This window comes from Type-A symbiont of Plautia stali (assembly GCF_059731155.1).
The window spans coordinates 359,685-380,535 of the sequence record NZ_AP035891.1; the positions used below are offsets into that span (position 1 = coordinate 359,685).

Sequence of the window (20,851 nt, forward strand, 5' to 3'; positions counted from 1 at the left end):
TATGCATGCACGATTCACTTCCGCTTTCTCTGCCCTGCCCGCTGCGTTGCAGAGCGCGCTCCAGCCGCTGCTGGACGCCGCTGATTTTCACGGCATGCTGCGACCGCAGGAGGTGGCTCAGCTGCAGCAGGCAACCGGTCTGGATGATGATGCGCTGGCACTTGCACTGCTGCCGATTGCCGCCTGTTGTGCCGTGGCACCGGTTTCGCACTTTTACGTGGGCGCTATTGCGCGCGGCATCAGTGGCCACTGGTACTTCGGTGCCAACATGGAGTTTTTACAGGCGCCGCTGCAGCAAACGGTCCACGCCGAGCAGAGCGTAGTCACGCATGCCTGGCTACGGGGCGAAGCGCAGCTGGCGACCATTACCGTCAACTACACGCCGTGCGGGCACTGCCGCCAGTTTATGAATGAACTGAATAGCGGTACGACGATTCGCATCAGCCTGCCGGGCCGCGCGGTTAGCACGCTGGCCGACTATTTACCGGACGCCTTTGGCCCGGTCGATCTCAATATCAGCGAACGGCTGCTGACGCCGGTCGACCACGGTTTCCTGCCGCGGGGCGATGCGCTGCAGCAGGCCGCGATTGATGCCGCCAGCCGCAGCCATGCACCTTACAGCCAGAGTTATAGCGGCGTGGCGTTGCAGAGCCGCAGCGGCCAGATTTACACCGGGCGCTATGCCGAAAATGCCGCCTTCAACCCGAGCCTGCCGCCATTACAGGCCGCGCTAATTCTGATGAATATGCACAACGAAGCGCTGGAGGAGATTCAGCAGGCGGTGCTGGCAGAAAGCGCCGACGCCACGCTGAGCCAGTTTGATGCCACGCGCACCACCCTCGCCGCGCTCGGCTGCAGCGATTTCTTAGTTACTTTAGTTTCGAAACCAACAGTTTAGTGATCCTTTTACCGCTTTTGTGACCTTCTATTAACAAAAGCTGTACATCTGCAGGAATTTTCATAGGATCGGGCGCCAGAACTTCACAATAAACGGGTCTGGCGTTACCTTCTTGCTGGCGACACGTCAGAAAACACTAAAACCGGAGCAAACACTGCATGGAACTCGAGTACGAAAGTAAACGTCCGCTGTATATTCCTTACGCGGGTCCGATCCTGCTGGAATTTCCGCTGTTGAACAAAGGCAGCGCCTTCTCGCTGGAAGAACGTAACGAATTTAACCTCAATGGCCTGCTGCCAGACGCCGTAGAAACCATCGAAGAGCAGGCCGAGCGCGCCTGGCGTCAGTTCCTGGACTTCAAAAACAATAACGACAAGCACGTCTACCTGCGCAACATCCAGGACACCAACGAAACGCTATTCTATCGCCTGCTGGACAACCACCTGGAAGAGATGATGCCGATCATCTACACCCCAACGGTTGGCGCGGCCTGCGAGCACTTCTCAGAAATTTACCGTCGCGCGCGCGGTGTGTTTATCTCCTACAACAACCGCGACCGCATTGAAGACATGCTGCAAAACGCCACCAAGCAGAATGTCAAAGTCATCGTGGTCACCGACGGCGAGCGTATTCTCGGCCTCGGCGACCTGGGCATTGGCGGCATGGGCATTCCTATCGGCAAGCTGTCGCTGTACACCGCGTGTGGTGGCATCAGCCCGGCCTACACCCTGCCGGTGGTGCTGGATGTCGGCACTAATAATCAGCAACTGCTGAACGATCCGCTCTACATGGGCTGGCGCCATCCGCGCATCACCGGCGAAGAGTACGAAGCCTTCGTTGATGAATTCATTCAGGCGGTGAAGCGCCGCTGGCCAAACGTGCTGCTGCAGTTTGAAGATTTCGCGCAGAAAAACGCCATGCCGCTGCTGGAGCGTTACCGCGATGAGATCTGCTGCTTCAATGACGATATTCAGGGCACGGCCGCAGTCACGGTGGGCACGCTGATCGCCGCCAGCCGCGCCGCAGGCAGCCGTCTGTGCGAGCAGAAAGTGGTGTTCCTCGGTGCCGGTTCCGCCGGCTGCGGTATTGCCGAGCAGATCGTCGCACAGATGAAATCCGAAGGCCTGAGTGATGATGAAGCGCGCGCGCGCGTGATGATGGTGGACCGTTTTGGCCTGCTCACTGACAAATTGCCTAACCTGCTCGATTTCCAGAGCAAGCTGGTGCAGAAGAGCGACAATCTGAAAGACCGGGACGTCACCAGCGATTCGATTTCACTGCTCGACGTGGTGCGTAATGCCCAGCCGGATATCCTGATCGGCGTTTCCGGCCAGCCGGGACTGTTCACCGAAGAGATCATTCGCGAGATGCACAAGCACTGCAAACGTCCAATCGTGATGCCGCTCTCGAATCCGACCTCACGTGTGGAAGCGACCCCGGCAGATATCATCGCCTGGACCGACGGCGACGCGCTGGTTGCCACCGGCAGCCCGTTTGCACCGGTTACCTGGAAAGGCAAAACCTACCCGATTGCCCAGTGCAACAACTCCTATATCTTCCCGGGCATCGGTCTCGGTGTGATCGCTGCCGGTGCGACTCGCGTAACGGATTCGATGCTGATGACCGCCAGCCGCGCGCTGGCTGACTGCTCACCGCTGGTTAACGACGGTGAAGGTCCGGTGCTGCCAGAGATTAAGGACATCCAGGGCGTCTCCAAAGTGATCGCGATGGAAATGGGCAAAGCGGCGCAGCTGGCGGGCGTGGCGGTGGTCACCTCCGAGGACGTGCTGTCGAAAGCCATCAACAGCAACTTCTGGCTGCCGCAGTATCGTCACTACCGCCGTACCTCGATTTAATTGCAGACCGACGCTGCCGCACGCTTCAGGTGCGGCAGCGCTTAAAAAAACGCCAGCCGACCGGCACAAACTTGCTTAGCCGTGCCGCCTCAAGTAGCCTTGACCCATCTGAATTTTCGTCAACCGAGTGCCCGTGCGCATACTTAAACGCGTTTTCTTTGGTCTGTTTATCATCATCTTACTAGTGATGGCGACCGCGCTCGGCCTCGATCGCTGGATTAGCTGGCGAACCGCGCCGTTTATTTATGAAGATGTTGCTTCGCTGCCGCATCGCCAGGTCGGCGTGGTGTTGGGCACCGCCAAGTATTACCGCACCGGCGTCATCAATCAGTATTACCTGTATCGCATTCAGGGCGCGCTCAACGCTTACAACAGCGGCAAGGTGAATTATCTGCTGCTGAGCGGCGATAATGCGCTGCAGAGCTACAACGAGCCGATGACCATGCGACGCGCTTTGATTAAAGCCGGCGTCGATCCCTCGGACATCGTGCTGGATTATGCCGGTTTCCGTACGCTGGATTCGATTGTGCGCACGCGCAAAGTCTTCGATACCAACGACTTCATCATCATTACCCAGCGCTTCCACTGCGAACGCGCGCTGTATATCGCCCAGCATCTTGGCATTCAGGCGCAGTGCTACGCCGTGCCGTCGCCAAAGAATATGCTGTCGGTGCGGTTCCGCGAGGTGGGTGCGCGCCTCGATGCGCTGGCGGATCTCTATCTGATGAAGCGCGAGCCGCGTTTCCTCGGCCCGCTGGTGCCGATTCCGGCGGTACATGAAGTGCCGGAAGATGCGCAGAGCTACCCGGCGGTCACACCGGAACAGTTGCTCGAGCTGGAAGAGAAGCTGCGGAAATAATCGGCGAGAGGCCAGCAGCCGGATCTGACGGCGCAGAGTTAAGCAGGATCGAGCTGATGCTGGCGATGCGCATCAATGCGCCCCCTAACACCGGCCATTATCTTGCAAATCTCACCGCTATCCTTATTGTGCAACAAAAACAAAAAGGGCCGCGTTGCCGCAGCCCTGATGGTTAACCTTATTCTCTGCTATTTCTTGCGTGCGTATTTCAGCGAATCAAGCGCCACGGCGAAGATAATGATGCCGCCCTTGATGATGTACTGCCAGTACGGGTTCACGCCGATGTAGGTCAGACCGTAGTTGATGACGGTGAAGATGATCACTCCGGTCACCACACCCGCGACGGTACCTACCCCGCCGGCGAACGACACGCCGCCCACCACGCAGGCCGCAATCGCATCCAGCTCATACATAAAGCCGAGGTTGTTGGTGGCGCTGCCGATACGGCCCGCTTCCAGCATCCCGCCGAAGGCATAGAACACGCCGGACAGCGCATACACCAGGATCAGGTTAAGCGGAACGTTAACGCCAGAGACTTTCGCTGCTTCCGGGTTACCGCCGATAGCAAAAATGTTTTTGCCGAAGCGGGTTTTATTCCACAGGATCCAGACGAACACAATGGCGATAATCGCGTAGAAGGTGATAAACGACAGCTTAAAGTCGCCGAAGCGCAGGAAGCCCTGGGCAAACTTCGAGAAGCCAGCGTCAAAACCGGCAATCGGTGAAGCGCCAACGAAGTCGTAATACAGCGAGTTGATGCCGTAAACGATGATCATGGTACCCAGCGTGGTGATAAACGGCGTCACCTTCAGGTAAGCGATGATCACACCGTTAACCAGACCAATCACGCCACCGATGATGCACATGGTCAGAATCACCAGCGGAATCGGCACGGTTTCCAGATGCGGGAACACCTTGTTGGCGTTATCCATCGACTGCAGCAGCGTTGCTGCCACCACCGCCGCCAGACCCACCTGGCGCCCTGCCGACAGGTCGGTGCCCTGGGTCACGATCAGACCGGCTACGCCGAGTGCGATAATAATACGGACCGATGACTGAGTCAGAATGTTACTCAGGTTCATCAGGCTTAAAAAGGTCGGATCCTGGAAAATAATAATCGCCAGCAGTACCAACAGGACAACATAAATGCCGCCCTCTTTTAACCAGGTTAGCGCATTCTTTTTAGTAGTCGCTTTCATGTTAAAGCCCTTGCTTCATTAAAGGTGTAATGACGCTAAACGCAGGATTTCATTCTGCGAGGTCGTTTTAGTATCGACAATGCCCGCTACCTGACCATTACTCATTACCAAAATACGGTCGGTAATGCCCAGCAGCTCTGGCATTTCAGAAGAGATAATAATGATGCCCTTTTCTTTTTTCGCCAGCTCAGAGATTAGCTGATAAATCTCGAATTTAGCGCCGACGTCAATACCGCGCGTCGGTTCATCAAGCATCAATATTTCCGGCTGCGTCAATAACCAGCGACCAATAATTACTTTTTGCTGGTTACCGCCGGAGAGCGATCCAATTTGTGTATGATGGCCGGGCGTTTTCACCCGCATGGCATCAATGAGCAACTGGGTATCGCTTTTCATGCGTTTATTATCCAGCAGACCCATACTGGATTTATATTTCTTGATATTAGAAATGAGCGAGTTAAAACCAATATCCAGGTAGGCATAAATCCCGGTGGAACGCCGCTCTTCCGTAACCAGCGCAAAACCATGGTTGATGGCTTCGTTGGCGCTGTGATTATTAATCGCTTTACCGTGCAGTTTAATGGTGCCGCCCGACTTCTCACGGATACCAAATAAGGTTTCCACAATGTCAGTACGCTTGGCTCCCACCAGGCCGGCAATCCCCAGAATTTCGCCTTTGTGCAGGTCAAACGAGATATCACGGATCGATGGCTGGCGCAGCGAGGTCAGATTACGCACCTCCAGAATCACTTCACCCGGCACGTTAGTTTTGTCCGGGAAGCGCTGGTTGAGCGAACGACCGACCATCATGGCGATGATCTTGTCCATGTCCAGCCCTTCCAGCGGCTGAGTGGCAATCCACTGGCCATCACGCAAAATGGTGATCTCATCGCACAGCTGGAAAATCTCTTCCATTTTATGCGAAATATAAACAATACCGCAGCCGCGATCTTTCAGCTTACGGATAATGGTAAACAGGTGGTTAACTTCTTTTTCGGTCAGCGATGACGTGGGCTCATCCATAATGACGATTTTCGCGTCATAGGAAAACGCCTTGGCGATTTCAATCATCTGCATTTGCGATACCGAAAGCGTCGCGACTTTATCGCGCGGATCGATATCAATATCTAATTCATCAAAGATCGCTTTGGTATCACGATACATTTTATCCTGATCGACAAACGGCCCTTTGCGCGGATAGCGCCCCAGCCACATGTTGTCCATCACGTTGCGCTGCAGCACCAGGTTTAATTCCTGATGCACCATTGAAACGCCATTCTCCAGCGCCTCTTTAGATGATTTGTAATCTATTTCCTCACCCTGAAACAGGATGCTCCCCGTATCCTTTTTATAAATCCCAAACAGGCATTTTAATAAAGTGGATTTACCGGCGCCGTTTTCACCCATTAAGGCATGGACGGAGTGCGGCCGCACTTTTAAATTCACATTATCTAAGGCTTTCACCCCTGGAAATGATTTCGAGACATTCGTCATCTCCAGCAGATATTCTCGCTGTGTGGTCGGATTCTCACTGGCCATAATTTACCTGGCTAAAAAAAGCGTTGGTCAGATGCAATAAGGCGCGGCAGGAAAGCCGCGCCCGGGACGAATTACTTCACAAACTGCGACAGGTTTTATTTATCAACCGGTACGTATGGTACGCGTACTACTTTGCCATCCATCTTGAAGTTGGTACCCGCGGTTGGCTCTTTGCCATTGGCCAGGTTGTTAGCAATGTCCAGCGTGGCTTTCGCCTGGTTTTCCGCATCGTTCAGCACGGTACCGGCCATCGCACCGGATTTCACCAGCGCCAGCGCTTCTGGCAGGGCGTCAACACCAAATACCGGAATGCTGGTTTTGTTGTGCGCCTTCAGCGCTTCAACCGCACCCATCGCCATCGCATCGTTGTTAGCAATGATTACTTCAATTTTGTTGGCGTTCGGGCCAGACAGCCAGGCGTCCACTTTGTCTTTCGCCTGCGCGGTATCCCACATCGCAGTATCCATCGCCAGCTGCTGGGTTTTGATGCCGTCTTTGTTCAGGGTTTCGATGACGTATTTGGTACGCGCTTCGGCGTCCGGATGGCCCGGTTCACCTTTCAGCAGCACGAACTGAATCTGACCGTCTTTGTTCAGATCCCAGGCTGGCGTGGCTTTCCAGTGTTTCTCGATCAGCTCACCCTGCTTGATGCCGGACTCTTTGGAGTCGGTACCGACATAGTAAGCTTTGTCGTAGCTGGCCAGCACTTTCGCGTTAGGCTCTTTGTTGAAGAACACCACCGGCACGTCGTTCGCGCGCGCTTTGTCGATCACCACTGCCGCAGCAGCCGGATCCACCAAGTTGATGGCCAGCGCTTTCACGCCTTTCGCCATCAGCACGTCAATCTGGTCATTCTGTTTGGATTGGTCGTTCTGTGAGTCGTTCATCAGCAGCTGAATGCCGCCTACGCTTTTCGCCTCTTTTTCGATGTCCTTGCGCACCATCGACATGAAGTTGTCGTCATATTTATAAATTGTCACGCCAATGCGGGTATCGGCGGCGTGCGCAGTTGCACCGAACATCATGCTGGCAACCAGTGCTGTGAGCGTGAAAACCTTCTTATTCATGGTATCTCCGGTTTTTTTATGCAGGGTATTTCATCGCGCCGTATTGCCTGCGGGCAGACAGCGCAGTCGGTTGAAACGCTATTTTTTATGGGGCAGGCGCTGCTACCAAGCCGGACCACCATCGCTATCCTGACTTCCCTGTAGGTAAACGCTTCCTGAAGTGTGTTGTGAACCATTTCAATCGGCTACTGAAACCAGACCGGAGAAGGAAAGCCCGGCGTTACATAATGTTTCAGTCCGGTAAGACGCTGCCATCATAGTGAGCGCCATGTTAATTAACTGTGAATACAATCACAGATTGGAAACGGTTACACGGCGCTATCGCCTGAATTAGTGACCGACTCCACAATTTGCCGCTGCGCCACCGAATGGCGCCGCACCAGCGTAGGCATGAAGCAGTGCGCGGCATGCGGATCGAGCGTGCCTGCTGCGCCCGGCAGGGCCAGCTTGGTCGCCAGTTTCGCCATAGAAACAATGGGATAGCGCACCGTGGTCAGTTGCGGGTCGGTGTAACGGGAAATGGGGATGTCATCGAAGCCGATGACAGAAAAATGCTGCGGCACCTGAATACCGTTATCTTTCAGCGCAGTGAGCGCACCGGCTGCCATGCCATCGTTATAGGAGAACACGGCAGTGAGGTGCAGATTGCGCCCCAGCAGCTCCACCATCGCGGCTTCACCGCCCTGCATGTCCGGTTCGGCATGCGCAATCCAGCCCTCCGGGGGGCGGATGCCCTGCTCCGCCAGCGCCTGTAGCCATCCGTCGCGGCGCTGCGCCACGTCCTTAATCGGATGGCTGGAGCTGAGGTAACCGATGCGCTGGTGGCCCTGCTGTAACAGCAGGCGCGTCGCAACCTGCGCCCCGGTGACATTATCGAGGCAGACGCAGCGGTGCTCGTGTCCCGGAATAGTACGATTAATCATGACCATACCGGGAACCTGGTCCATAAACCGGGCCAGCTCCGCGTCTGTAAGCGTTTTCGCGTGCACCACCAGCGCGTTGCAGCGCTGGCGGATCAGCACCTCAATGGCATGGCGCTCTTTCTCTTCCTGGTGCCAAGAGTTACTGATGAGCACGTGCTTGTGCATGCGCTGCGCCACGGTATCCACGGCTTTAACCAGCGCACCAAAGAAGGGATCGGAAACGTCCATGACCACCACGCCGATGGTATCGCTCACTTGGGTAGCCAGCGCCTGCGCGTTGGCATTGGGCCGGTAGCCGAGCGATTCAATCGCCTGCAGCACGGCTTCGCGGGTATCAGAGGTGACTGCACTGCTGTTATTGAGCACCCGCGACACGGTGGCAACGGAAACCCCGGCCTGACGGGCGACATCACGAATCGTTATCATGCAGTTGTTCCACAGAGGAGAAAATGCGCGACTGGCGCGTAACGGCGCTATTCTGTAAGGGCATCGGAAACAGCTGCGTGAATTACGTCACACGGATAAAAACGGTTACATACAATTATGCAACCTTTGTGATGAACATCATTATCTGCCGGCGGACGCGTTGTCCGCTTTTCCGGCGGCGAGCTGCGTCAGCCGGCGCCAGATCCACTCCATCGGTCCCTGCGGGAAGACACGCAGCCACAGCACGGAGAACAGAATATTGACCAGCCAGATAGCCGGCACAAAGGCCAGTAGCTGCAGGTGGTCAAATTTGAGGAACAGATCGAATCGGTAGAACAGCGTGGTGCAGATCAGCGTCTGCAGCAGATAATTGCTCAGCGCCATGCGCCCGACGCACTGAATGGCGTAACTGATACGCGTGGCGGCGATGGCCGGCCAGTAACCGAGACAGAGTGCGGCGTAGCCAAGGCTGATAAACGGACTGGCGAGATCGCGTGGCACCTGCAGGAAAAAGCCGCTCCAGCGAAATTCCCACTGTAGCAGCCACTGCGCCAGCACGCGGGTATGGCAATCGCCAGCCGATGGTCAGTAACAGCGCCGCCGCGCGTCGGTAGTGTTGCAGACTAAACTGGCCGCTCAGCCAGCCGCTGTGCATCAGCGCGGCACCGATCAGCATCAGCCCGGCCAGCTTGCCAGCCATACTGCGAAGCCAGCGCCATCAGGCCGGATGACAGGTGTTCGAGGCGATTCTGCACCGCTTTCCAGCCGCCGACCAGTTTCCAGTAGCTCTCATACTCCAGATCTGCCGCGCCCGGCAGCCACGAACGCGTCGGCTGCGGACTGGAGATGACGCCAAACACCAGCAGCACGGCACAGCCCACCAGATAGAGCAGCACGCCGGTATGTAATAGCGCCCGCTCTGACGGCACGTCACGCAACATGCGCCAGACAATCAACCCAATCAGGCCATAATCCAGCAGGATGTCGCCTTCCTACAGGAACACCGAGTGGATGAACCCGATGAAGACCAGCAGCGTTAAGCGCGAGGAGATCCAGCGACTGCCGCGCGGCACCTGCAGTGCCAGCCCGGCACCAAACAGCAGCGCAAACAGCGTCAGGAATTTTAGCTGCGCCAGGCCATCCATGATTGCCCAGGTCCAGGCATCAGAAACGGAGGCTTCACCCTGCCAGGCCGGATTGAGATAGGCCGCCGAGGGCAGACCAAAGCCGACGATATTCAGCAGCAATATGCCGAGAATGGCGCAACCACGAATGAAATCCAGCGCGAGATAGCGTTGCATAGAGTGCCCTGACGGTGAGAGGAACACGGGCGACAACGACGCCGCCCGCGCTGCTTAGCTGTGGCGTACCGCGCGCAGAAACTCCTGACGCGTGTTCTGGCTCGATTTGAACAATCCGCCGAGTGAAGTGGTGGTGGTCGCGCTGGTCGCATCTTTGACGCCGCGCGCTTTCACGCAGTAGTGCACCGCATCAATCGACACCGCCACGTTATTTGTGCCCAGCAGGGTTTGCAGCGCCACCAGCACCTGCTGGGTTAAACGCTCCTGCACCTGCGGACGCTGGGCGAAGAACTGTACGATACGGTTGATCTTCGACAGGCCAATCACCTTGTCTTTGGGGATATAGGCCACGGTGACTTTGCCGTCGATGATCACGAAGTGGTGTTCACAGGTGCTGGTCAGGGTGATATCACGCACGGTGACCATTTCGTCCACCTTCATCTTGTTTTCAATGACGGTGATTTTCGGGAAGTTGGCGTAATCCAGACCTGAAAAGATTTCGTCGACGAACATCTTCGCGATGCGGTGCGGCGTCTCCATCAGGCTGTCGTCTTCCAGGTCCAGATTCAGCAGCTGCATAATCTGGGTCATGTGGCCGGCGATCTCGCGCTTGCGCGACGCGTCGTCCATGTCGCGCACCGGGGCGCGTAATGGCGTTTCCAGGCCACGCGCCAGCAGTGCTTCGTGAACCAAGGCGGCTTTCTGACTTAAGGTGCTCATCGTACTCTTCTCCGGCAGGTGATGCGCCCGCAGGTCTGCGCCTGCGGGGGAAATTCTGAGCGCGTATTGTGAAACACAACGCGCGCTTAATCCAGCAATCAATCCGATTGGAGATGAAAGCGTTTCAGGTGGGCGATCGCCGCATCACCAGCGCCCCCGCCAGCAGCAAACCGCCTCCGGCCACCCACAGCGCCGGATCGAGCCGGTGCCACAGCAGGCTGGAAATCCATGACAGCAGCGGCCCACCGAGCTGTCCGATGGCATAACCGGTAGTGAGCAGGCCTGCGAGATAGCGCGCATGGTGCGGCGCCAGCTCCCGGCTGTACTGCAGCGACAGCTGCACCACGCAGAGAAAGCCGCCGCCAATCAGCAGCGCCGCCAGCAGCAGACAGTTAATGCCGGGCAGTACGATGGCAGCGATCACGCGCAGCGCCTGCGCCCACAGCACCAGCGCCAGCCGCCGATGGCTACTGCCCCAGTGGCGCGTCACGATCCCCAGCACGATGCCGATCACCGCGGCACCGCCGCCACCCGCCTGCCGGGATTGCTGGCCGCCTATCATCAGCGCTTCCCCAACGTCGCGCTGTCGCTGGTGACCGGCACCTCAGGCGATATTATCGATAAAGTACGCGCCGGCACGCTGGCGGCGGCGTGGCGATGATTCCGGCCTCGGTGCTGGCGCAGATGCCGGCCCGCGCGTGCGTGCAGCAGCACAGCCTGCCGCCGACATGGCGCGATACGGCCACCTGGCTGATGTGGCGCCGCGACGCCTTTACGCCCAACGTTGAGGCGCTGAAGTATCTGATTATTGAAATGTTTGATGACCGCCCGCTCAACGATGAACTGCTGCATCCGCTGCAGGCCGCTGAGTAAGCGTTATTTTTTATCCAATCACGACATCACAGGAAGAGGGATTGCATGAACATGATTAAAACCCGCGCGGCCGTGGCTTGGGCTGCTGGCGAACCGCTGAAGATTGAAGAAGTGGATCTGATGCCGCCACAGAAAGGGGAAGTGCTGGTGCGCATCGTTGCCACCGGCGTCTGCCATACCGATGCTTACACCCTGTCAGGTAAAGATCCGGAAGGCGTATTCCCGGCGATCCTCGGTCACGAAGGTGGCGGCGTGGTTGAAGCGGTGGGCGAAGGTGTTACCAGCGTGGCGGTCGGCGATCACGTGATCCCGCTGTACACGCCAGAGTGCGGCAAATGTAAATTCTGTCTCTCCGGCAAAACACAACCTGTGTCAGGCAATCCGCACCACGCAGGGTAAAGGGCTGATGCCCGACGGCACCACCCGCTTCTTTAAAGACGGCAAGCCGATCTTCCATTACATGGGCACCTCGACCTTCTCTGAGTACACCGTCGTACCGGAAATCTCCCTAGCGAAAATCAGCAAAGAAGCGCCGCTGGAAGAAGTGTGCCTGCTCGGCAGTGGCGTGACCACCGGCATGGGCGCGGTGATGAATACCGCCAAAGTGAAAGAAGGCGACACCGTGGCGATTTTCGGCCTCGGCGGTATTGGCCTGTCGGCGATCATTGGGGCGAAAATGGCGAAGGCCGGTCGCATCATCGGTATTGATATCAACACCAGCAAGTTTGACCTGGCACGCAAACTGGGCGCGACCGATCTGGTCAATCCGAAAGATTTTGCCAAACCGATTCAGGACGTGATCGTCGAGATGACCGACGGCGGCGTGGACTTCTCGTTTGAGTGTATCGGTAACGTCAACGTGATGCGTTCAGCGCTGGAGTGCTGCCATAAGGGCTGGGGCGAGTCGGTAATTATCGGCGTCGCCGGTGCCGGCGAAGAGATTTCTACCCGGCCGTTCCAGCTGGTCACCGGACGCGTATGGCGCGGGTCGGCGTTTGGCGGCGTGAAGGGACGTACTCAGCTGCCGGGCATCGTGCAGGATTACCTCGACGGTAAGTTTGCGCTGAATGATTTCATCACCCACACCATGCCGCTGGAAGAGATCAATGAAGCATTTGAGCTGATGCATGAAGGCTAATCGATCCGTTCCGTGGTGCATTTTAATAAGTAAGCAGGAGGCGATATGGCATCCACTCTGGAGCTGCTGGAAGAACACCGTATTTTTGGCGGCTGGCAGCAGCGCTGGCGTCATCAGTCCGCCGTGCTCAACTGCCCGATGACGTTCAGCATTTTTCTGCCGCCTCCGCGCGACGACGCGCCACCGCCGGTGGTGTGGTTTCTCGCCGGGCTGACCTGCAACGATGAGAACTTCACCACGAAAGCCGGTGCGCAGCGCGTGGCGGCCGAACTCGGTCTGGTGCTGATTATGCCGGACACCAGCCCGCGCGGCGATGCAGTGGCAAATGACAGCGGGTACGATCTGGGCCAGGGCGCCGGGTTTTATCTCAACGCCACGCAGCAACCGTGGGCAGCACATTATCGCATGTTCGATTATCTCAGCGAGGAGCTGCCGGCGCTGGTGGCGGATAACTTCAAGCTGAGCGATCGCCAGTCGGTAATGGGGCATTCGATGGGCGGCCACGGCGCGCTGGCGCTGCGCCTCGGCGGGCGCTTTGCGCCAATCGTCAACCCGACCGAAGTGCCGTGGGGGCAGAAAGCCTTTGCCGCCTATCTCGGCGACGATCGCCAGACGTGGCGCGAGTGGGATAGCTACCTGCTGATGCAGAACGCCGAACATCGCCTGCCTGTGCTGATCGATCAGGGCGATAGCGATCAGTTCCTCGCCGATCAGCTACGCCCGGAGCGGCTGGAAGCGGTGGCGCGCGAGCAGAACTTCCCGCTGGAGCTACGTATCCAGCCGGGTTATGACCACAGCTACTTCTTTATCGCCAGCTTCGTGGAGGACCATCTGCGCTTCCACGCGCAGCATTTACTGGCGTAGTGCACTTCTCTGCCCCGCTGATGCTGAGGGGCAGGAGGTGTCTGGCGTCAGGCTAGCGATTCCGCCACCAGCCCATCGATCATTACCTGCGGCATGCCCTGTGAGCAGTGCTCAATGCGGCCGCGCACGCCATACACCTGCGCCAGCGTCTCCGGCGTAATCACCTGCGACGGCACACCGTCGGCCAGCAGTTGTCCCTGCTTCAGCATCAGCGCGTGATAGGCATGACGCAGCGCGATGTTGATATCATGCACCACCACCACCGTCACCATATTGCGCAGCCGGGTTTCGCGCCGCACCAAATCCATCACGTGGAACTGATAATTCAAATCCAGCGCGCTGAGCGGTTCATCCAGCAGCAGCAGTTCCGGACGGCGAATCAGCGACTGCGCCAGACCGACCAGCTGCTTCTGGCCGCTGGACAGCTGATCAAGATAACGCATCGCCAGATGGGCAATGCCAAGCTGCTCCAGCAGGTGCATGATCTCCGCTTCACTGGCCGCACTGTGTAATCCGCCGGAGGCACGCTGCGCCACGATGATCGACTCCAGCACGTGCAGATGTACACCGGCTGGCAGCGTCTGCGGCAGATAGACCACGCGCTGCGCGCGCCGGGCAAACGGCTGGCTCATCAGCTCTTCACCGTTGAGCCACAGCTCGCCCTGCCCTTTGCTCAGACCGGCCAGCGCGCGTAGCAGCGTCGATTTGCCGCAGCCGTTGGGCCCCAGCAGCACGGTGATTTTGCCGCGCGGCAGCTGCGTGACATTGAGATCGTCAATGACATTACGCTTCGGGTAACCGGCATAAAAGTGGCTGATGCGTAAGCCCTGCTCCATCACACTGTCCCCCGATGACGCAGAATAATGCTGAGAAAGAACGGCACGCCCACCAGCGAGGTGACGATGCCGACCGGAATGATGACGCCGGGAATGAGGTTTTTCGAGGCCACCGACGCCAGCGACAGCACCAGCGCGCCGGTCAGCGCACTGGCCGGCAGATAGTAGCAGTGATCTTCACCAAACATCATGCGCGCAATGTGCGGCGCGACTAGGCCGATAAAGCCGATCGGGCCGACGAATGCCACTGCCAGCGCCGAGAGAATGCTGATGCGCAACAGCGTCGCCAGCCGCAGACGCCGGACATCAATGCCGAAGCTCACCGCGCGATCTTCACCAAGGCGCAGCGCCGTGAGTTTCCAGCTGCTGAGCATGGAGAACGGCAGCAGGATGGCAAAGGCGGCGCTCAGCACGCCCAGTTTTTCCCATGAGGCGCGCGCCAGACTGCCCATGGTCCAGAACACCAAGCCCTGCAGCGTATCTTCGCTGGCGATGAACTGCATCATCGAAACCAAGGCGTTAAAGGTGAACACCAGCGCGATGCCAAACAGCACCACGCCGGAGGTTGAGACTTTGCTCCAGCGCGTGATGCCATCCAGCATCAGCGCGGCAAACAAGGCGAAGACAAAGGCATTGGCGGAGATCAGCCACTGATCCGGCACGCCGGGAATACCGATGCCGAGAATGATTGCCAGCGCGGCACCAAACGCCGCTGCCGACGAGACGCCCAGCGTAAACGGGCTGGCCAGCGGGTTATTAAGGATGGTCTGCATTTCAGCACCGGCCAGGCCGAGTGAAAAGCCGACCACCACCGCCATCAGCGCATACGGCAGACGGATGTCCCAGACGATCACGCGCGTACCGGCGTCCACCGCTGCGGGATGGAGCAGCGTTTGCCACAGCGTATTGAGCGTCAGGCCGGCCGGGCCAAGGGTGAAATCGAGGATAACTGAAGCGAGGATCGCCAGCACCAGCACACCAATCAGCAGCAGTCGCTGACGCAGAACCTGACGATAACGGGTCAGGGTATCGGCTTCGGTGCCATGTTCCGCCACCAGCGCGGAGTCCGTACTACGCATTGTTCTACCTGTTTCCTGTCGCCTTATAACGGCTGCCACAATAGAGCAGGTGATAATAATTATCAATGCTGTTTCTGTAACAAAGCCCGAATGGTTTGCGCCAGGTTTGCATAGCGTAATAAATCGCAAAAAAAACGCGGCCGGGGCCGCTTTGTCATGCATTGCTGCTTGTTTGCTAGCGCAATAAATTGCGCCGCTACAGAGGGTTGCACCGATTTGTAGCGGCGCGATTCATCGCGCAAAAACTCGTCTAGGTAGCGTTGTTAGGCATTACTGCTTAAAGGAAGGGAATTCCATCTCGCTGTATTTCACGAAGCGGGTGCCGCGCGTCAGCTTATAGCCCAGCCAGATCATCAGGAACAGCGGAATGCCGATATAGGTTGCGGCTACGCCGTACCAGTCGATGCGATCGGCGAGGAATGCCTGATAATTCTGCCCCAGCGTAATGATCAGACACAGCGCGAACGCAAACATCGGACCCAGCGGGAAGAAGCCGGAGCGGTAAGGCAGATCGGCCAGATTAAGCCCCTGCGCCACATAGCCGCGGCGGAAGCGATAATGGCTGATAGCAATGCCGAGCCAGGCGATAAAGCCGGTCATCCCTGAAGTATTCAGCAGCCACAGGTACACTTCCTGATTGCCAAATTTCGAGGTCAGGAAGCATAGCGCTGCGACCACCGTGGTCGCCAGCAGGGCATTGCGCGGTACGCCGCCTTTCGACAGCTTCGCAAAAATGCGCGGTGCCTTGCCTTCCTGCGCCAGGTTAAACAGCATACGCGTTGAGGCGTACATGCCGGAGTTACCCGCCGACAGCACCGCCGTCAGGATCACCGCGTTCATCACCGCCGCCGCTGACAGCAGACCGGCATTCTGGAATACCAGCGTGAACGGGCTGACGCTGATATCGGTGACATCGTTATGCAACAGCTGCGGATCGGTATACGGCAGAATCAGGCTGATGATCAGGATCGCGAACACATAGAACAGCAGAATTCGCCAGAACACTTGGCGCACCGCGCGCGGGATATTCTTCGCCGGGTCTTCTGATTCACCGGCGGCAATCCCGATCAGTTCGGTGCCCTGAAAGGAGAAGCCGACAATCATCGCCACGCCAATCATCGCCGCAAACCCACCGGCAAACGGCGCATCTCCCACCGTCCAGTTGTGCCAGCCAGCATTTTCCGCGCCGCGCAGGATGCCGGTAATCATCAGCACACCGACCACAATAAAGATGATAACGGTGGCGATTTTGATCAGCGAGAACCAGTATTCCGCCTCGCCGAAGCCTTTGACCGAAATGTAGTTGAGCAGGAACATCAGACCGAGGAACAGCGCGCTCCAGATCCAGCCTGGCGTGTCCGGGAACCAGTAGTTCATCAACAGCTGCAAGGCGACGAGGTCAACGGCGATGGTCAACGCCCAGTTGTACCAGTAGTTCCAGCCCAGCGCGAAGCCAAAGCCCTCTTCGACATATTTGGCGCCGTAGGTGGCAAAGGAACCGGAGACCGGCATAAACGCCGCCAGTTCGCCGAGGCTGGTCATCAGGAAGTAGACCATCAGGCCGATCAGCGCGTAGGAGAGTAACGCACCGCCAGGACCCGCCTGAGAGATAGTTGCACCCGAGGCGACAAACAGGCCGGTGCCGATGGAACCGCCAATGGCGATCATGGTGAGATGGCGCGCTTTTAATTCACGGCGCAGCCTAGGTTGTTGTGTTGTTTTTGAGTCATTATGCATGTGTAAACGCTATGCTGGATAAAAATAAGGCGCGATTGTAGCAGCAAATCCTGCACTGTATAGCATTCGGCTCGGGTTATTAGTTACCTTCATAATCGGCCGGGAATTATTAGCCACAGCACAGGGCAGACCGCGTCTATTCCCGGCAATAGGCGAGGAAGCGGCTCAGCGCTTTCGACAGATGTTTCTGCCGGTGATGGATGCGATACAGGGTGCGCGTCAGGCGCGGCAGGGGCACCGGTACTTCCGTCAGCGTGCCCGCCTCCAGCAGATCGGCAATCACCCGGCGCGATAAGCAGCTGATGCCCATGCCGTGGCGCACCGCGTGTTTAATCGCCTCCGAATTGCCTAACTCCATCCCCAGCTGAAACTGCGGCAGGTGCGACAGCAGCAGGTAATCGACAATCTCACGCGTACCGGAACCGCGCTCGCGCAGAATCCACGGCGCAGCGGCCAGCGTCTCCAGCGTCACCGGCTGCTGTAACAGCGGCGCATCCGGCGCGGCGAACACCACCAGTTCATCTTCCAGCCACGGTTCGCTGATGATATCCGGCTCATGGCACGGCCCTTCAATCAGGCCGATGTCGACGCGAAAATCGGCCACCGCATTGATGGCGTCCTGGCTGTTGCCGACGCTCAGCTCCAGCGGCAGCGTGGGAAAATCGCGGCGATACGCGGCGATCATCCCCGGCAGCAGATAGTTGCCGATGGTGCTGCTGGCAAACAGGCGAATCGCTCCGTTGTCCTCTTTAAACAGCTGTTCGATCTCAATCGCCTGCTCCAGCAGCCCGACCGCACGCGGATAGAGCAGCCGGCCGTGCTCGTTGAGCACCAGCCGTTTGCCGACGCGGTCAAACAACTGCACGCCGAGCTGACTTTCCAGATCGGCCAAGGCTGCGCTGACCGCCGACTGCGACAGCGCCAGCACCTGCGAGGCCTGAGTCGTGGAGCCGCTTTTCAGCACCTCGGTAAACACTTCAATCTGACGCAGCGTAATGTGCATGCGTGCTCCTTACATGGCGTACCGCTTCACCAGATAGATCATCACCGCCAGCCAGATCAGCAGCATCAGAATCAAGCCGCTCCAGCTGACGATCTTTTTGCCGCGCGCTCGCTGGACCTCGGCGCGTTCGGCGCTGCTGATGCGCACGTCGCGCGGCAGCAGACGAAGCAGGATCATCACGCCAAGCGGGATGATAATCGCGTCATCCAGCAGGCCAATAATCGGGATGAAGTCCGGAATCAGATCGATGGGGCTGAGCGCATAAGCGACGATGCCGAACGCCAGCAGCTTAAACCACCACGGCGTACGCGGATCGCGACAGGCAAACCACAGCGTCAGCACGTCCCGTTTGATGAGCTTCGTCCAGCGGCGTAAGCGCATGAACATTGATACCCTTCCTTATCACTTATTCCGGTTGATTATAAATATATTATAAGTTTCACTTTTAAGCCAGCCAGGCGCACGCTAAAGCCTCACTGAGGAGAAGCGTATTATGGCTGAACTAAGCGTCAACAAAACCCCTTTTCATATTCATCGCTGGCTGCCGGGACTGCTGCTGACCGCCTTCAATCGCCACAGGCGCCGCGTGGCTGGCCAATCAGCCGTGGCTGGCTGGCGCGGGATTCGGCGCGCTGACGCTGGTCATCATTATCGGCATCGTGCTGGGTAATAGCCTGTATCCCCGCGTTGCTAACCCGTGCGACAGTGGGGTGTTGCTGGCCAAACAGCGTCTGCTGCGCCTGGGCATCATTCTTTACGGCTTCCGCATCACCGTGCAGCAGATCGCCGATGTCGGCGTCAGCGGCGTGCTGATTGATGTGCTGGTGCTGAGCTCAACCTTTCTGATCACCTGCCTGATCGGCATCCGTTTACTGAAAATGGATCGCGAAACCGTGTGGCTGATTGGTGCCGGCAGCAGCATTTGCGGTGCGGCAGCGGTGCTGGCGAGTGAACCGGTGATAAAAGCCGCACCGTCGAAAGTGGCGGTAGCGGTGGCCACCGTGGTGCTGTTTGGCACCGTCGGCATTGTGCTGTACCCGTTTCTCTGGACGCTGCTGCCGCAGGTCAGCGCGCAGCACTTTGGCGTCTTTACCGGCTCGACGCTGCACGAAGTGGCGCAGGTGGTGGCGGCCGGCCATGCAATGGGCGCGGAAACGGAGAACACGGCGGTGATCGCCAAGATGCTGCGGGTGATGATGCTGGCACCGTTTCTGCTGATCCTCGGCAGCTGGCTGCAGCGCCAGCGCAGCCACCAGCGTCAGGCACAGCAGCCGATCAGCTTTCCGTGGTTTGCGCTGCTGTTTATTGCAGTGGCGCTGGTTAACTCACTGCATCTGCTGCCACAGCCGGTGGTGGCGGGACTGAATGAGCTGGCGAATCTGCTGCTGGCGATGGCAGCGCTGGGATTAACCACCCGTTTTGGCGCGCTGAAGCAGGCGGGCGTCAAACCGCTGCTGCTCGGTCTGCTGATGTTTATCTGGCTGATTCTCGGCGGCGGCGCACTGAATGTGCTGGTGCAACATTTCATGGCGTAAGCGCATCCGCTATCATGGGCGTTTGCATTAGCAATCGCCCATTCAGGAGAGCGGCATGAAATATATCGGCGCACACGTTAGCGCATCCGGCGGCGTAGACCAGGCAGTAATCCGGGCCCATGAAATCGAAGCCACAGCCTTTGCGCTGTTCACTAAAAATCAGCGCCAGTGGAAAGCCGCGCCGCTCTCTGCGCAGGTGATCGACGCTTTTAAAACCGCCTGCGATCAATACAACTTTAGCGCCGCGCAAATCCTGCCGCACGACAGCTATCTGATTAACCTCGGCCATCCGGTGATGGACGCGCTGGAGAAATCGCGCGAGGCGTTTATCGATGAGATGCAGCGCGCCGAACAGCTTGGCCTGACGCTGCTCAACTTCCATCCCGGCAGCCACCTGCAGCAGATTGATGAGGATGCCTGCCTGAAGCGCATCGCCGAGTCGATCAACATTGCGCTGGATAAAACCCATAACGTGGTGGCGGTGATTGAGAATACCGCCGGCCAGGGCAGTAACCTCGGTTTCCGCTTTGAACACCTCGCGGCGATTATTGACCACGTCGAGGATAAATCGCGCGTCGGCGTATGCATCGACACCTGCCACGCCTTCGCTGGCGGATATGATTTACGTAGCGAAGCCGCCTGTGAAGCCACCTTTGCCGAGTTTGAGCGCGTGGTGGGCTTTCAGTATCTGCGCGGTATGCACCTCAACGATGCCAAAAGCACGCTCGGCAGCCGCGTGGATCGCCATCACAGCCTCGGCGAGGGCAACATTGGCAAGACCGCGTTTAGCTGGCTGATGAAGGATCCGCGTTTTGACGGTATCCCAATGATTCTTGAAACCATTAATCCGGATATCTGGAAGGATGAAATTGCCTGGCTGAAGGCAGAGCAGCAGGCGTAACGGGTTTAACCGGGGCCTGTCGCTGTGAAGGGCGACTCAGTGAGGATCCAGCAGGTTTTAGCGAGCCTGTCGCCAATAAAAAAGGGAGCCGCAGCTC

At 57.7% G+C, this 20,851-nt stretch carries 15 protein-coding genes and 5 pseudogenes; 8 read left to right on the forward strand and 12 right to left on the reverse strand.

Annotated features, from left to right (window positions below; translation table 11 throughout):
* Position 1: 1 nt before the first annotated feature.
* The 3 genes from cdd (at position 2) to sanA (ending at position 3,613) form a co-directional block, all read left to right on the forward strand.
* Positions 2-898 carry a cytidine deaminase gene (gene cdd, locus AC6I8M_RS01920; protein ID WP_010617949.1) on the forward strand — a complete coding sequence of 299 codons (897 nt, stop codon included), beginning with the start codon at positions 2-4 and terminating at the stop codon, positions 896-898.
* Positions 899-1,056: 158 nt separating this feature from the next.
* Positions 1,057-2,754, forward strand: coding sequence for an NAD-dependent malic enzyme (locus tag AC6I8M_RS01925; RefSeq protein WP_010617950.1), 1,698 nt, complete (start codon positions 1,057-1,059; stop codon positions 2,752-2,754).
* 139 nt (positions 2,755-2,893) lie between these two features.
* Positions 2,894-3,613 (forward strand): outer membrane permeability protein SanA, encoded by a 720-nt coding sequence (sanA, locus tag AC6I8M_RS01930; RefSeq protein ID WP_041387572.1) that lies wholly within the window; start codon positions 2,894-2,896, stop codon positions 3,611-3,613.
* 188 nt (positions 3,614-3,801) lie between these two features.
* On the opposite strand, the gene mglC is transcribed toward sanA, so the two are convergent.
* From mglC to AC6I8M_RS01965, 7 genes and pseudogenes are all read right to left on the reverse strand, one after another.
* Entirely contained in the window at positions 3,802-4,812 is a 1,011-nt protein-coding gene (mglC, locus tag AC6I8M_RS01935; RefSeq protein WP_010617952.1) for a galactose/methyl galactoside ABC transporter permease MglC, read from the reverse strand.
* 18 nt (positions 4,813-4,830) lie between these two features.
* Positions 4,831-6,351, reverse strand: coding sequence for a galactose/methyl galactoside ABC transporter ATP-binding protein MglA (gene mglA / locus AC6I8M_RS01940; protein WP_010617953.1), 1,521 nt, complete (start codon positions 6,349-6,351; stop codon positions 4,831-4,833).
* 95 nt (positions 6,352-6,446) lie between these two features.
* Positions 6,447-7,418 carry a galactose/glucose ABC transporter substrate-binding protein MglB gene (gene mglB, locus AC6I8M_RS01945; protein ID WP_010617954.1) on the reverse strand — a complete coding sequence of 324 codons (972 nt, stop codon included), beginning with the start codon at positions 7,416-7,418 and terminating at the stop codon, positions 6,447-6,449.
* Positions 7,419-7,726: 308 nt separating this feature from the next.
* Positions 7,727-8,767: an HTH-type transcriptional regulator GalS gene (gene galS, locus AC6I8M_RS01950; protein WP_010617955.1), complete on the reverse strand. Its 1,041-nt coding sequence runs from the start codon at positions 8,765-8,767 to the stop codon at positions 7,727-7,729.
* A 141-nt stretch (positions 8,768-8,908) separates the two neighbouring features.
* Positions 8,909-10,068 (reverse strand): annotated as a pseudogene (gene yeiB, locus AC6I8M_RS01955) (DUF418 domain-containing protein YeiB).
* A gap of 54 nt (positions 10,069-10,122) precedes the next feature.
* Positions 10,123-10,788 carry a GTP cyclohydrolase I FolE gene (gene folE, locus AC6I8M_RS01960; RefSeq protein WP_010617956.1) on the reverse strand — a complete coding sequence of 222 codons (666 nt, stop codon included), beginning with the start codon at positions 10,786-10,788 and terminating at the stop codon, positions 10,123-10,125.
* A 124-nt stretch (positions 10,789-10,912) separates the two neighbouring features.
* Positions 10,913-11,314: pseudogene (locus AC6I8M_RS01965) on the reverse strand (YbfB/YjiJ family MFS transporter); the annotation flags it as partial.
* Here AC6I8M_RS01965 and AC6I8M_RS01970 point away from each other — a divergent pair.
* The 3 genes and pseudogenes from AC6I8M_RS01970 to fghA all read left to right on the forward strand — a co-directional run.
* Positions 11,309-11,661, forward strand: a pseudogene (locus tag AC6I8M_RS01970) (LysR substrate-binding domain-containing protein); the annotation flags it as partial. The pseudogenes AC6I8M_RS01965 and AC6I8M_RS01970 sit on opposite strands and share 6 nt — an antisense overlap.
* A 45-nt stretch (positions 11,662-11,706) precedes the next feature.
* Positions 11,707-12,799 (forward strand): annotated as a pseudogene (locus tag AC6I8M_RS01975) (S-(hydroxymethyl)glutathione dehydrogenase/class III alcohol dehydrogenase).
* A 45-nt stretch (positions 12,800-12,844) separates the two neighbouring features.
* A complete protein-coding gene (gene fghA, locus AC6I8M_RS01980) occupies positions 12,845-13,663 on the forward strand; it encodes an S-formylglutathione hydrolase (RefSeq protein WP_010617958.1) in 819 nt (272 codons plus the stop codon).
* Between the two features lie 47 nt (positions 13,664-13,710).
* On the opposite strand, the gene AC6I8M_RS01985 is transcribed toward fghA, so the two are convergent.
* The 5 genes from AC6I8M_RS01985 to AC6I8M_RS02005 form a co-directional block, all read right to left on the reverse strand.
* Positions 13,711-14,499 (reverse strand): ABC transporter ATP-binding protein, encoded by a 789-nt coding sequence (locus AC6I8M_RS01985; protein WP_010617959.1) that lies wholly within the window; start codon positions 14,497-14,499, stop codon positions 13,711-13,713.
* On the reverse strand, positions 14,499-15,578 hold the full coding sequence (locus AC6I8M_RS01990) for a FecCD family ABC transporter permease (RefSeq protein ID WP_010617960.1): 1,080 nt from the start codon (positions 15,576-15,578) through the stop codon (positions 14,499-14,501). The genes AC6I8M_RS01985 and AC6I8M_RS01990 overlap by 1 nt, the downstream gene beginning before the upstream one ends.
* Positions 15,579-15,848: 270 nt before the next feature.
* Positions 15,849-17,315: an amino acid permease gene (locus AC6I8M_RS01995; RefSeq protein WP_498013647.1), complete on the reverse strand. Its 1,467-nt coding sequence runs from the start codon at positions 17,313-17,315 to the stop codon at positions 15,849-15,851.
* 136 nt (positions 17,316-17,451) lie between these two features.
* Positions 17,452-18,318 carry a DNA-binding transcriptional regulator YeiE gene (gene yieE, locus AC6I8M_RS02000; protein ID WP_010617962.1) on the reverse strand — a complete coding sequence of 289 codons (867 nt, stop codon included), beginning with the start codon at positions 18,316-18,318 and terminating at the stop codon, positions 17,452-17,454.
* Between the two features lie 9 nt (positions 18,319-18,327).
* The gene (locus tag AC6I8M_RS02005) at positions 18,328-18,705 is read right to left on the reverse strand and encodes a YkvA family protein (RefSeq protein ID WP_010617963.1); all 378 of its coding nucleotides are present in this window, start codon (positions 18,703-18,705) and stop codon (positions 18,328-18,330) included.
* Between the two features lie 106 nt (positions 18,706-18,811).
* Between AC6I8M_RS02005 and AC6I8M_RS02010 the strand changes: the two are divergent.
* Positions 18,812-19,853 (forward strand): annotated as a pseudogene (locus tag AC6I8M_RS02010) (YeiH family putative sulfate export transporter).
* A 55-nt stretch (positions 19,854-19,908) separates the two neighbouring features.
* Positions 19,909-20,754 (forward strand): deoxyribonuclease IV, encoded by an 846-nt coding sequence (gene nfo / locus AC6I8M_RS02015; RefSeq protein WP_010617966.1) that lies wholly within the window; start codon positions 19,909-19,911, stop codon positions 20,752-20,754.
* Positions 20,755-20,851: the final 97 nt, after the last annotated feature.